Here is a 13,424-nt window from a genome sequence, read left to right as displayed (position 1 = left end):
AGCACCTGGCGCCTTCGCGCGAGTTATCCCACCCAAGGTTCACCATATTCCGCCGATCTTCCATATCGGCGCCCCCTTGCGGAGAGCACCCGCACGCACGCTACTCTGCATGGGCGTTAGCATCGAGGACTTTCACAAGGAACGGGCGTAGCCACTCTGGGAGATCCTCGACGGCGGGCAGGGGGTGCGCAGGGTGAGAACCGATGTCGCTGTTTCTGACGCGGTCGCGATCGCGGTCAGCCGCATCGCGTTCCGACCACTTCAGCCACGCCCCGATGAGATTGTTGACAGAACCAGCCGCCGAAAGACTCGCCTGGATCTCGGGCGTCGCCGACCACTGCACGCTCAGCGCGGCGGATCTTTCCATTCCTTCGCGCAGTTCCGGATCGGAATCCGCCGTCAAACCGACTGCCACGACAAACATCCCGTACGGCCCACCAGAATGAAGCAGTGCGCAGGCACGAAGAATTTCATTCAGTACATCAGTGGGCGCTTCTTGCGCAACACTCCGCAACCTGCCAATTAGCTCCAAGTGCTCCCCCTCTCGTATGGCTTGAGGGTGTGGGCGCTGGGAGATGTCTTGGACCAGACGGGCCGAGGCCGTAGCGTTCGCGAGCATTTTTAGGTAGGCAATACCTCGCATACATTGCCACTCGCAGAGTGCATCAAGCGCACCGACCTTCGAATCACGCAATGAAACCCTCACCGGCCAGTCCACCGCTCGCACGATGCGGCGCAAACTGAGCAGCTCACCAGGAATTGGGCGTGGGTAGATGTACGCCTCCCCCCTTCTGCCGAGCTCGACATCATATCCTGGAAAACTTTTTTTGGTCACTGCTGAGGTCGGCTCCAATTCGGCGTAGCCCCTGATGTGTAGCGAAAAATGTCCGCTTCGCTCACATGATAGGCATGAATCATTTCATCCCCTCGAATTATAACCACTGGATCACCGTCGGCATCACGTCTATTTCGATCTATAATAATTTCCTTTCCCGTTCGACTGTCCACGTAGTCAGCGTCAGCCTTCAACTGGCTCATTAGATAGTCTTCCAGTTTCCAGTCATCATCACCGATTCCGTCAAGATAGTGATTCTTCTTACCGCCTTCAGCTTCCCGAAGTTGATGGTCAACTCCTTGGGCCACCCTGTATGAGTCTGAATACGGCGCCAACCCCCACGGATCACTCCACATCCGCGGGTTATCCACATAAGCAACCGGATTCGGCGCCGGCGCCAGCCCCAGTGAGTCCGGGGATAAGTAGCGGCCGATGCCAGGGTCGTAGTAGCGGAAGACGTTGTAGTGGAGGCCCGATTCGGGGTCGAAGTACTGGCCGGGGAAGCGAAGAGGGGTGTAGGCGGGGCTGGTGCGGGGCCAGGTGGTGGTGCCCCAGAGGGTGGTGCGGGAGTGCCAGGCGGTTTCGCCGGATTCGGCGATGAGTTCCGTTGGGGTGCCGACGAGATCGGTGACGATGGCGAAGAAGCGGGCATCTATCTCACGCTGGGTCGTGGCGTCAGTGATGCGCTCGGTTTGGGATATCGGGGTCAGGCCGGCGTGGTTCCAGGTCAGGGTGACCGGGTGGGGCGGGACCGAGGGCGGCCCGTCTGGGGCCGAGTTGTCCGAGGGTGGGATGCCCAGGGTCGTCGTGGTCTGTTCGACCAGGGTGCCGCCGTCGTAGGTGAAGTCAACGCGTTCCGCGACTGTTTCGCCGTCGGCGGCCAGGCGCTCCTTGGCGATGCGACGGCCCAGCGGGTCGTACGTGTAGCGCCAGCGGGTGCCGTCGGGGGTGGTCAGGTCGGTGAGGCGGTCCTCGGGGTCCCAGGCGTAGCGCCAGGTGTCGGGCTTGCGGGAGAGGCGGGTGCGTTGACGCAGGATGATGCGGCCGGCGGCGTCGTGTTCGTAACGGACGTGACCCGCGCGGGTGATGCGGGTGCCGGTGTACATGCGGTCGCCGCGGGCCTCGGGGGCCGCGTGGTCGTCGGGCCAGGTGGCGTCGGTCTGGTTGCCGGCCGCGTCGTAGGCGTAGGTCTCCGTCCAGTCGTCCGCACGGACCGCCGTCACCCGGCCCGTCGGGGTGAGGTCGAAGTGGCTGGTGCCCGTGGCTGAGTCGGTGAGGGTGGTGAGGTGGCCGTCGGGGCGGTAGGTGTAGCGGCGGCGGCGTGTTCGCGGGACGGCGGCCGGGCCCGTCTGCTGGCCCGCCCCGGTGGCGCCGACCCCAGGCACACCACCCACCGGACCGATGCCGACACCGCCCGCGGGCCCGAGGCCGGCCCCGCCCGCCCCGGGCGTACCGGCCGCCGCGTCCGTCGTCAGGAGTTGTTCCACGAGGCGGCCGGCCGGGTCCCAGGCGTGGGCGAGGGTGAGCGCATCGGTGGTGCGGGTCACCTCGCGGCCCGTCGGGTCGTACGCGAAGGCCATCGTGCGCCCCGACGTCGTAAGGCGGGTGCGGTTGCCGGCCGCGTCGTAGGCGTACGTCGAGCGGGCGCCGCTGGGGGTGGTGCGGCCGGTGCGGCGGCCGAGCGCGTCCAGGGTCTGGGTCAGGACGCGGCCGTTGACCAGTTCCGCCTTGATCCGGCCCAGCCGGTCCCGCTGGTAGCGCACCTCGGCGCCGGGGCCGACGGCCGCGAGGAGGCGGCCGGCAGCGTCGTGCTCGAATGTCGTGACCCCGGCGTCACCCGCGTCCTTGCGGGCGATGCGGCCCAGTTCGTCGCGGTCCAGGCGGACGGTTTGGCCGAGGGCGTTGGTGCGGCTGATGACCGCGCCGGTCGGGTCGTGCTCGTAGTGGGTGGAACGGCCGTCGAAGTCGGTTTCCGAAGTCAGTCGGCCTGCCGGGTCGTAAACGTAACTCCAGACCAGACCCTGTGGGTTGGTGACCTGGCTGAGGCGCAGTTGGCCGTCGTACTCGAATGCGTAGCGCACGCCGTCCGGGCCGGTCTTGGCCGCGAGGAGGTCGAAGTGGGTGTATTCGTATGTCGTCGTGCCACCGGCCGCGTCCGTGTGGCTGACGCGGTTGCCCTCGCCGTCGTACGTCCAGGTCTGTACGGCACCGTTGGGGTCGGTGTGGCGGATGAGCTGTCCCTCGATGGTCCAGCTCAGGTGGGTGGTGGCGCCCAGCGGGTTGGTGAGGACGATGGGGCGGCCGAAGGCATCGCGGGTGTAGTGGGTGGTCGCGCCGAGTGGGTCGGTGATCTCGATGGGGAGGCCGGCCGCGTCGCACCGCACCCGGGTGGTCGCGCCCAGCGGGTCGGTCACCGACGTGAGGTGGCCCTGTCCGTCGTGCGTGAAGAGGGTGGTGTGGCCGGCCGGGTCCGTGACGGCGGTGCGATTGCCCCGGGTGTCGTACGCGTGCTGCCAGGTGGCGCCGTCCGGTCCGGTGAGTGTCGTCGGCAGGCCGAGGTCGTTGTAGTCGACGGTCGTCTCGCGGCCGTCGGGGCGGAGCACCGATATCAAGCGGCCCGCCGTGTCGTAGCGGAGGTGGGTCACTCGGCCGAGGGCGTCCGTGTGGCTCAGCGGCCGGTCGTGCCGGTCGAGTTCGTGGTGGGTGGTGTGGCCCAGCGGGTCGGTCTCGGCCACGATCTGTTGGGCGTCGTTGACCAGGTAGCGGAAGCTGTGACCGGCCCGGGTACTGACGGTGGTGACGCGGTGGCCGGTGGCCTCGTCGCGGCCGTCGTAATCGATGCGGATGGCGACGTGACCTGCCTCGCCACCCTCGGCGATGCAGCGGTGCCGGTTGTCGTAGACGTAGTCGTAGCGGCTGCCGTTGGTGTCGGTCCAGGCGATGACGCGGTGCTCGTCGTCGTAGTCGAACCGCAGTGGTAGACCCGAGGAGTTGGTGACCTCGGTGAGGTCGCCGTCGGTGTACCCGTAGCGCAGGAGTGACGCGTCTGCGCCGTCCGTGGCGCCTGCCACCAGGTGGAGGGCGGTGACCCGGGCGCCATCGGTGGTGATCCGGAGGTGGTAGCCCGCGCTGTGCTCGATGTCGGTCGGTGCGCCGTGCGCGTCATAGGAGAAGGTGAGGACGTTGCCGTTACGGTCGCTGATCCGGTGCAGTAGGACCGTTCCGTCCAAGCCGCTCGGCTCCGGGCCCGCGTAGTGGCGTACGTGGCCGCGTTCCGGGTCGGTGACCGTGTAGTGGCCTTCGGGCGTGCGCTCCAGCGGCCAGCGTGGGCCGGCCTGCGGCAGGGTGGGGACGCCGGGGGCCGGGTGCGGGTACGCGAGGAGTAGGCCGTCGTCTCCGACGAGCACTACGCCCCTGGCGTCGATCTCCAACCGTTGGTCGACCGTGCTCGACCAGGAAGGTCCAAACCACCGCCCCGCGCTGTAGCCGGACTCGACCCGCCGGGTGAAGGTCAGCGGCAGCGCACCCGGCAGGCTCACATCGGTCTGGGGCAGGAACATCTTGCCCGTGCCCAGGTCGATGGGGTCGGTGTGGTCGGTGGTGCGCTGCCCATCACGCCGTCCGTGGCCGGGCGCGCCGTCGCGGTCCAGGTCACGGCGGGCGGCGCCGGGCCGCCCATGTCGCCCGGCGCCAGCCCCCCGGCGCGCACCGGACTTCGCGAGCCCCGCCCCCTTGGGGCCCCCGACCTCCGCGATCAGCCGGCCGAACCCCTCCTCCGGGTCCTTCTTGAAGTCCTGGAGCATCTGGTCGGCCGTGCCCATGGGGTCCTTGGCCATCTGGGCCAGGCCGTTGGCCGTGGCGTTGAGATTGGTGGCGAACTCCTCGGGGTGGGCCTGGTTGTACGGGTCCAAGACGTTCAGGCCGCGTCCGAAAGCGATGGCGTTGGACCCGCCCCGGATGATCCCGTTGAACCCGTGCGAGAGGGACAGATTCACGCCCTGCATTCCACTGCGGACCTGGTCCCCGTACTCGGGCTTGGCGGGCGCGGTGGCACGGGCCGCACGCACCGCCGTCCGGGCCAACCCCGCCGCCCGGTCTCGCTGTTTGCGTGCCTCCGTGAGCTGTTCGTCAGCCGCCTTGCGGCCGGCGTCCCCCGGGTCGACGAACTCTCCGGGCGGCATCGGCGGCGTCTGTGAGCCGTCCTTGCGCTTCCCCGTGAGCCCGTACGTGAGGGCTTCGCCGTTGTACTCCTTGACCTTCGCGTTGTAGGTGGTGACCGCCTCCTTGGTGGCGCGATTCGCCTCCTGGTACACCACCAGCGCATCGCGCGCCTGCCCCTGGGCCCAGGCGACAGTGTCGGCGAAGTGGTCGAGGGCCGCCGCGGCCTTTTCGAACGCGTCGGCCGCCGTGAACCACTTCTTCGGCTCGTACACCATCCGCACCTGGAACATCCCGGCGGCCTCGCCCTGCCAGTCCGTCGCCTGGAGGCCCTTGAGGCCGTTGCCGATCCGCTCGAACGCCGCCTGGAAGTCGCGCAGGTGGGAGACGGCGGAGGCCAGCTTGCTCGGGCTGCCGTAGATCAGCTTCGTCGGGTCGTTGGTCTCGTCGAGCCGCATTTCGGCGACGTCGGCGCCCATTCCGTCCGCCAGTGACCTGCTGTTCTTGCGGGTCCAGTCGGCCGCGTCGTCCGCGCCGACCTTCTCCAGGCCGTCGGCGGCCATGTTGCCGACGTTCTCGACGCCCTTGCCGAGGACCTCGGTGCCCTCTTCGACGGCGTCCTCGATCTCGTCGGGTATGAAGTCACCGATCCCCATGCATCTGCCCCCGATTCCCCCGTTCCCCCCAATCCCCCCGGGCCGCACCGCGTGCGAGGCTCGGCACAGCGCGCGGCGCGCAGCCGCCACCCGCCCCGAACGCCCCTACTGCTCCGGCCCCACCATCGGCAGCGAACTCACGCCCTTGCCCCGGTGCGGGTCCATGACCACCTCTTCCCAACTCTTCTCCACCACCTCCTCCTCGCTCAGGTGCGGATTACCGATCACCGCATTGGTCGCGATCTTGAACGTGCCCTCGACGTACTGGTCCTCCTCCCAGGTCATCCCCGCCGCGAGGCCGGCGCGCTGGGCGAGTTGGTCAGCGTCCTGCATCAGGCCCCGTACGCCCCAGTCCCACAGTTCGCAGAATTCCTCGAAGTCCCTGGCGAGGCCCCCGTGCCCGGCCTCCATGCCGGTCAGACTCAGATCGGCCAGGCCCGCCCCGTGGAGCGCGTCCGTGCGCGAACCGATCTCCCCCAACTCCTTGATCGCTGCGCTGATGCCGACCGTGATCGACTTCAGCGCCTGCTCGGTGAGCTTGAGGTTCCCCTCTCCCACCACGCACACGTCCTGGTCGTCCGCGCTGGTCACGGGGCTTTCACCAACCCTTCTCGATCATGTGGCCGCTGCGGGGCGGTGCCTGTGATGCGGTCCACCGCGGCCTCGTCCGGCACGATGCCGCTGACGGGCGGGAAGAACATGGACCGGTCCGGGTCCGCCACGTCCAGAGCGACGCCGCACGGTTCATCCGCGTGCGCCGGTATCACCACGTCCAACAGCCGCGCGCCGAGCACGGCCGCGTATTCCTGGTCTGTGGCTGGTGGCTGACCTCGCGTCAGCAGAAAGCGGATCAGCGCGCCCTCGTCGGTGAAGGCGTAGATCCAGCGGATGCCGCCGTACGAGGAGGACAGCAGCCCGCCGCGCACCACCGGGACCAGCACGATCGCGCGCCGAAACTCACCGATCAGCGCATGGGGGTCCCCCTCCCCCGCGCGCACCGCCACGCACTCGTCAACCAACCCCATGCAGCCCCCTCGCCACATCCCTGCCACACTCCCGCAGCATCCTTCCGCTGCCGCCACCCCGATCGCATACCGCACACACCGTACGACACACCGTCAGCATGTTCGAGGCCGACGGGTCACCCGTCCGCCGACCGGCCGTCGAGGGTGAACCACACGCACTTGGCGGGCCGCCGCACCTGGTTGGGCTGACCGATCCCCATGGCGAGGCCAACTCTTCGACCAGGGCCAGCCCCCTGCCGTACTCCGCGCCGGCCGCCGTGAGCGCGTCGGGGAGTTCGTACGCGCCCCCGACCGGGCCGGCGGCGGTGCGTAGGTCGGCGTCCCGGGACGCGTACGGGATGGCGGGGCAGTGGCGCGGCGCGTCGTCCCATACGGCCACGTGGACGCGGTCGGGCCGTACGGCCACGTCCAGGTCCACGGTGCTCGTGGGTGTGTGAACGGTGAGCGACACACGCTCGCCCAGTGCCTCGATACCGACCGCGCCCAGATCGTCAACGTCTGAGGAGCCAACCTGCCTTCGCCGGGTCGCTCGGCCGCGTGCACCGCGCGACCCGGCGTGAGCCGTCACGCTCGGGGCGTCACCTTCGTGAGCCCGTTGATGATGCGGTCCATCGCGTCGCCGCCGCTCGGGTCGGTCAGGTTGGCCAGCATCTTCAGTACGAAGCGCATGAGGATGGGGTGCGTCAGGCCGCGCTCGGTGGCGATCTTCATGATCTTGGGCTGGCCGATGAGCTTCACGAAGGCGCGGCCCAGCGTGTAGTAACCGCCGTAGGTGTCCTTCAGGACCCGCGGGTAGCGCTCCAGGGCCGCCTCGCGCTGGGCGGCGGTCGGGCGGGCCTTGGCCTGCACGATGACCTCGGAGGCGATCTGCGCCGACTCCATGGCGTACGCGATGCCCTCGCCGTTGAACGGGTTGACCATGCCGCCGGAGTCGCCGACGAGCAGCAGCCCGCGGGTGTAGTGCGGCTGCCGGTTGAAGGCCATCGGCAGCGCCGCGCCGCGGATCGGGCCCGTCATGTGCTCGGGCGTGAACTGCCAGTCCTCGGGCATCGAGGCGCACCACGCCTTGAGGACCTCGCGCCAGTCCAGGTCCTTGTAGCCGCTTGAGGTGTTGAGCACGCCGAGGCCGACGTTGCAGGTGCCGTCGCCCATGCCGAAGACCCAGCCGTAGCCGGGCAGCAGCTTGGGCGTGGCGCCGCGCCGGTCCCACAGCTCCAGCCAGGACTCCAGGTAGTCGTCCTTGTCGCGCGGGCTCTCGAAGTAGGTGCGCACGGCCACGCCCATCGGGCGGTTCTCGGCCCGGTGCAGGCCCATCGCGAGGGAGAGCCGGGAGGAGTTGCCGTCGGCCGCGACGACCAGCGGGGCGTGGAAGGTGACCGGGGTCTTGTCCTCGCCGAGCTTGGCGTGCACGCCGGTGATGCGGTTGGTGCGCGGGTCGATGATCGGCGCACCGACGTTGCACCGCTCGTACAGCCGCGCCCCCGCCTTCTGCGCCTGCACCGCGAGCTGCTCGTCGAAGTCGTCCCGCTTGCGGACCAGGCCGTAGTCGGGGTACGAGGCCAACTCGGGCCAGTCGAGCTGGAGTCGGGTGCCGCCGCTGATGATGCGCAGGCCCTGGTTGCGCAGCCAGCCGGCTTCCTCGCTGATGTCGATGCCCATGGCGACGAGCTGCTTGGTGGCGCGCGGGGTGAGTCCGTCGCCGCACACCTTCTCGCGCGGGAACGCCGTCTTCTCCAGGAGCAGGACGTCGAGGCCGGCCTTGGCCAGGTAGTACGCGGTGGTGGAACCGGCCGGTCCCGCGCCCACCACGATCACGTCGGCGGTGCGCTCGGAGAGCGCGTCGTCGCCGAGGCCGACGGCGATCGCGGACGGGGTGCGCGGGCCCTTGGTGGTGGTGATGCGGGTCGCCCCCTTCGGCGGGGTGGTGCTGCCGGGCGCGGCGGCGTCGCTGCCGCTGCTCGCGGCGGGCTCGACAGGCTCGGCGGTCTCGGCCACGGCGTCGGTGCTGGCTTCTGGCGTGGTGGAGGGGGCCGGTTCTATGGCGCTGGTCGCGGCGGACTCGGCGGCTCCGGTCCCGGTCCCGCTCTTCCCCGGGGCGTCGGTCTCGGTGGCGCCGGTCTGGGGAAGGTCGGTCTCGGCGGGGGCGTTCTCGCTCACGGAGGTTCTCCCGAAGACTCGGTATCTACGTGCCGGTCGCGCCGGGCACTGGACGGGTGCAGTCTATGTGGCGTACGCAAAGTCGCGAGAAGGGTGCCCGCATGCCGATGTCTGGAGCTGCCGTGCAGTTGCGAGTGCCGATACCGGAGGACGCGGCGGCCTGGCACGGGCTGTTCGACGATCCCGAGGTGATGGAGTTCCACGGCGGCGCCTCGCACGACCTCGCGCACTACGAGGCGTTCACCGCACGGCAGCGCGCCCACCACGACCACGTCGGCGTGTGCCTCTACACCCTGCTCGACGCGGCGGGTGAGCCCGTCGGCTTCACCGGCGCCCAGCCGTGGCCGCACGAGTGGGGGCCGCAGGGCGAGATCGAGATCGGCTGGCGGCTCGGCCGCGCCCACTGGGGCCGGGGCTACGCGACGCTCGCCGCCGAAACGACGCTGGAGCGGGCGCGCGCGGTCGGCATCCGGCACGTGGTCGCGATGGTCGTCCCGGAGAACGCGCGGTCCATCGCGGTCGTCCAACGGCTGGGCATGAAGGAGGCCGAGACCTACGTCTCACCGGTCTCCAAGACCCGCGGCCTCTGCTTCCGCCTCGACCTCTGAGCCACCGGGGGCGCCCGGGGACCTCGTACGGCCGGGGCCCGTACGACCTGGTGCGCCCCCGTACGCCCCGGGCACCGCCCCACCGGCCGGGCCCGCGGGCCGGGCGGCACCGGACCCGGGCGGCACCGAGGCCCGGACCAGTCGGCCCGGCGGCACCGGGACCCGCCGAGTGCGGGCCTGACGCCGGATCAGCCGCCCTGCGCCCAGGTCAGCAGCGCCGTGTCGAACGCTTCCCGGTCGACCGGGAAGGTCTCGGCCGGGCCCTGGTAGTAGATCGCGTACTCGGTGCCGTCTGCCGTCACGTACGCCTGGTCGATGGCGTGCATCGTGCGGCCCGTCTTCTTCTCCACCCAGGTGAACTCCCAGCGGGCGCCCGGCCGGTCGTGGAAGGTGTTGGCGGTGAGGGCCAGGCGCTGGTAGTTGCCGGTGCGCCCTGAGGTGATGCCCTCCAGCTCCTGGAAGTGCTCGATCGCCGACTGGCCGGTGCCGCGCACGATGCCGATGCGCAGGTAGCTGTTGGCGGCCGAGCCGGCCCCGCGGTAGTCGATCTGGCCGCTGCGCACCTCGCGCTCCCAGTCGGCGGGCACGGCCAGCGAGAAGCCCTGCGGGTCCCGGGCGGTGCGGTAGCCCTCGGGCGGGGTGTCCGGGTCCCGCGCGTCACCGAGGGAGTCGGTCGGCTCGCCCGTGGGCTGGCCCGTGACGTCGTCCATGGGGTCGGTGCTGTTCGGCGCGGCGGGCGTGCCCGAGGGGTCGGACGAGGGGTCGGGGGCCGCGGTCTGCTGGCTGGGCGAGGGGCCGCCCGTGGTCCCGTCGGACGGACCCCGGCTCGGCTCCGTCCGGTGCGGCTCCCGGCTCTCCACCTTGCTGGCCGAACTGTCGCCCTTGTCCTGCCAGAGCAGGACGCCGGCCGTGATCCCGCCGCCGATCACGAACGCCGCGACGCCGACCCCCAGCCACACCAGCGCCCGCCGCCGCCTGACCCCGCGCCGCGGCCCGTCGCCCTGCCGCACCAGGGTGGTCCCGTCGACTGTCGCGGGGCTGCCCGCACCTGACGCGCCGTACGGGTCAGGGCCCGGGCCGTGGGCTGCGGCGCCCTGGGCTGCGTACGGCTCGGCGTACGGCTCCCCGTACAGCGCGGCGGGTCCGGCACCCGGCTGCGGCGGCAGGCCGGGACCCGGCGCGTACGGATGGGCCGCCGGCTGGGGCTGACCGGGCGGTTCGGCGGGCGGCTCGGACGGCCACTGCGGGGACTGTTCGGGCTGCGGGTACGCCGCGCCGGGCGGCGGGGTGGCGTACCCGTCGTGCGGCGGCGCGTCCGGCTGGCCACCGGCCCTGGGCGGCGGGACGTAGGTGGCCGGCGCGGTCGGCGGCCTGCCGTACGGGCCGGCCGGGCGCGCGGTGGCCGGGGCCGGCGGCGGCACCGGCGACTGCGCCGCCGCGCGGGCCACCGCACGGGCGTCGGGCTGCCCCGGCAGCGCTCCCGGCGGCAGGGCCGGGGCCGACACGGTGGGCGGGTCGGTCGCCGTCAGCGTGGGCAGGTCGGCGACCGGGGTGGTGGGGCTTGGGGTGGTGGGGCTTGGGGTGGTGGAGGCCGGGGCGTCGTCCTTCGGTGCGGCAGCGGGCGCGTCGGCGGCTTCGGCATCGGCGGATGCGGGCGGGCGCGCGGGTGCGGCGTCCGCGGCCGGCCCGGGTCGTCCGGGCTCGTGCTTGATGAGGTCTACGGGGCGCGCGGACTCCGCCACGGCTGCGGGCGACGCGGGGAGGGCGCGCCCACACCCCATGCAGAAACGCGCCTCGGTCGGCGCCTGGACGCCGCAGACAGAGCAGGATTTCGACGGCACGGTTGCTCCGTGGGATCGGCACGGTGAGGTACGGCGTGGGGGTGGGTGCATACCCTAGCGGCGCGCGGCCCGGACGTCCCCCCGTCCCGTCGTGACCGGCTCCCGGATCGGCACGCCGCACGAGGTCACGTACGGCGTCACGGACGAGGACCGGTACCGGGACCCGTACGGAACCACCGCACCCCACGCCCCTCGCGCGCCCCCAACACACCCCCGCGCCACCGCGGTTACACCCGCCTCACGAGCAGTACGCACCCCGCTCCCGTCCCACCGGCGGCCACCACACCACACGGCCGTACCGCCCGCCTCTCCCCCGGGCGCACGGTCAACTCGTGCCGCGGTTAAGGGAGTTGACGGTCGAGCGTCGCCGCACGAGAGGGCCCGGGCGCAGCGCCGGCGCCCGAACACAGCGCGGCACGCGGGCTCGGCACGGTCCTGGAAGCGGCGCGAGCGCCAAGGCTCAAGGGTGGCTCAGCTCCGCTCGGCCCGGGGCGAGCCCACGCCCCCGCCGGCCCCAGCACGCCCGGGACGTACGGGGAGCGCCCGCCCCTCGCGCGGCGGACACCCAGCCCGAGCCGCTCCCTACGGCCCTACGGCTTCGTTCCGCGGTGCAGGGCGACCACGCCGCCCGTGAGGTTGCGCCAGGCGACGCGGGACCAGCCGGCGCGCTGGAGCAGCGCGGCCAGGCCGGGCTGGTCGGGCCAGGCGCGGATGGACTCGGCGAGGTAGACGTACGCGTCCGGGCTGCTGCTGACCGCGGTCGCGACCGGCGGCAGCGCGCGCATCAGGTACTCCGTGTACACGGTGCGGAACGGCGCCCAGGTCGGCTGGCTGAACTCGCAGATGACCACCCGGCCGCCGGGCTTGGTGACCCGCAGCATCTCGCGCAGCGCGCCCTCGGTGTCCTGGACGTTCCGCAGCCCGAAGGAGATCGTGACCTTGTCGAAGACGTCGTCGGCGAACGGCAGCCGGGTCGCGTCGCCGGCCGTCAGCGGCAGGAACGGGTGCCGCTGCTTGCCCGCTCTGAGCATCCCCAGGGAGAAGTCGCAGGGCACCACGTACGCGCCGGCGGTCGTGAACGGCAGCGACGAGGTGCCCGTACCGGCCGCCAGGTCGAGCACCCGCTCGCCGGCGCGGGCGTCCACGGCCCGGCCCACCGCCCGGCGCCACAGGCGGGACTGCCCGAGCGAGAGCACGTCGTTGGTGAGGTCGTAGTTGGCCGCCACGTCATCGAACATCGCGGCGACTTCGTGCGGCTGCTTGTCCAGGGTTGCTCGGGTCACCCTCCCATTGTTCACCCGGCCCCGCCCGGCCCGCCGCGGGGGTCGCCGACCGGCGCGCCCCGCCCCGGCGGGCTGCCTCCCGCGGGTCGCGCACCGGGGCCCGGTCCCGGCCCCGGACCCGACCGCCCCGCGTCAGCGCCGGCGGAAGACCAGCCGGCCGTCGAGCACGGTGGCCACGCAGGACGCCGCGCCGTGCACCGCCAGGTCGGCGAGCGTCGGCACGGCGAAGACCGCGAAGTCCGCCCGCGCACCGGGCGCCAGCGGGCCGGTGAACGCCGCGTCGGGCGGCGCGCCGGCCGGCAGCGCGGCCAGCGGATCGAGCGAGACCCGTGGCACCGCGGCGTCCCCAGCGGCATCCGCAGCCGAGGGCGCGGCGCCGGTCGGTCCCACCCGGCCGGCGGCCAGCACGACCAGCCCCGCCCTGGCCACCGCCGTACGAACCGCGGGGCGGGCGAACGGGCCGGTCACCGCCGTCGTGCCGTGCCGCAGCATCCGCTGGGTGCCGCGGCGCGCGGACTCGCCCCAGCGGGCGTCGGTCAGCGCGAGGCCGGCGAGCGCGGCCGGCTCGGCCACGGGCTCGGTGCCCAGCTCCGCGGCCTCGCGCGGGTCGGGGTGGTAGGCGGTCTCCAACAGCGCCGGCGCCTGCGCGTGGCACAGGCCGGGCGTCAACAGCCCGGGCCAGCGCCGCTCCCTGGCCCCGGGATGGTCGGCCGCCAACTCCTCGTACGGGCCGACCGCGGCTATCCGCGCGCCGTCCACCACCACCGCACCGGCCGCCACGGGCTCCGCCCCCGGGCCGGTCAGCAGCAGGTCGGCCGCATGCACCGTCAACACGCTGGGCCCCCTCGCCCCGCCCCCGCC

General features: G+C 71.9%; 9 protein-coding genes. 1 reads left to right on the top strand and 8 read right to left on the bottom strand.

Annotated elements, in window-relative coordinates; genetic code table 11:
* Positions 1–100: 100 nt before the first annotated feature.
* The 5 genes from ACMA1D_RS11565 to ACMA1D_RS11545 all read right to left on the bottom strand — a co-directional run bounded on the left by ACMA1D_RS11565 (position 101) and on the right by ACMA1D_RS11545 (position 8,537).
* On the bottom strand, positions 101–835 hold the full coding sequence (locus ACMA1D_RS11565) for a hypothetical protein (RefSeq protein ID WP_414723810.1): 735 nt from the start codon (positions 833–835) through the stop codon (positions 101–103).
* Complete coding sequence (locus tag ACMA1D_RS11560; RefSeq protein WP_414723809.1) at positions 832–5,649, bottom strand: putative T7SS-secreted protein; 4,818 nt, start codon at positions 5,647–5,649, stop codon at positions 832–834. The genes ACMA1D_RS11565 and ACMA1D_RS11560 overlap by 4 nt, the downstream gene beginning before the upstream one ends.
* Before the next feature lie 105 nt (positions 5,650–5,754).
* Positions 5,755–6,240, bottom strand: a complete 486-nt coding sequence (locus tag ACMA1D_RS11555; protein WP_414723808.1) for a hypothetical protein — start codon at positions 6,238–6,240, stop codon at positions 5,755–5,757.
* Positions 6,237–6,674, bottom strand: coding sequence for a hypothetical protein (locus tag ACMA1D_RS11550; RefSeq protein WP_414723807.1), 438 nt, complete (start codon positions 6,672–6,674; stop codon positions 6,237–6,239). Before ACMA1D_RS11550 ends, ACMA1D_RS11555 begins: the two co-directional genes overlap by 4 nt.
* A 564-nt stretch (positions 6,675–7,238) precedes the next feature.
* On the bottom strand, positions 7,239–8,537 hold the full coding sequence (locus ACMA1D_RS11545) for a geranylgeranyl reductase family protein (protein WP_414723838.1): 1,299 nt from the start codon (positions 8,535–8,537) through the stop codon (positions 7,239–7,241).
* Between the two features lie 395 nt (positions 8,538–8,932).
* Between ACMA1D_RS11545 and ACMA1D_RS11540 the strand changes: the two genes are divergently transcribed.
* Positions 8,933–9,439, top strand: a complete 507-nt coding sequence (locus ACMA1D_RS11540; RefSeq protein ID WP_414723806.1) for a GNAT family N-acetyltransferase — start codon at positions 8,933–8,935, stop codon at positions 9,437–9,439.
* A 188-nt stretch (positions 9,440–9,627) separates the two neighbouring features.
* On the opposite strand, the gene ACMA1D_RS11535 is transcribed toward ACMA1D_RS11540, so the two are convergent.
* The 3 genes from ACMA1D_RS11535 to ACMA1D_RS11525 form a co-directional block, all read right to left on the bottom strand.
* Complete coding sequence (locus tag ACMA1D_RS11535; RefSeq protein WP_414723805.1) at positions 9,628–11,280, bottom strand: hypothetical protein; 1,653 nt, start codon at positions 11,278–11,280, stop codon at positions 9,628–9,630.
* Positions 11,281–11,870: 590 nt separating this feature from the next.
* A complete protein-coding gene (locus ACMA1D_RS11530) occupies positions 11,871–12,563 on the bottom strand; it encodes a demethylmenaquinone methyltransferase (protein WP_414723804.1) in 693 nt (230 codons plus the stop codon).
* 132 nt (positions 12,564–12,695) lie between these two features.
* Positions 12,696–13,397: an imidazolonepropionase-like domain-containing protein gene (locus tag ACMA1D_RS11525; protein WP_414723803.1), complete on the bottom strand. Its 702-nt coding sequence runs from the start codon at positions 13,395–13,397 to the stop codon at positions 12,696–12,698.
* Positions 13,398–13,424: the final 27 nt, after the last annotated feature.

Origin of the sequence: Streptomyces sp. 796.1, assembly GCF_047525675.1 — a bacterium.
In the GTDB taxonomy this organism is placed as follows: Bacteria; Actinomycetota; Actinomycetes; order Streptomycetales; family Streptomycetaceae; genus Streptomyces.
This window is presented reverse-complemented; position numbering and strand designations above follow the sequence as displayed.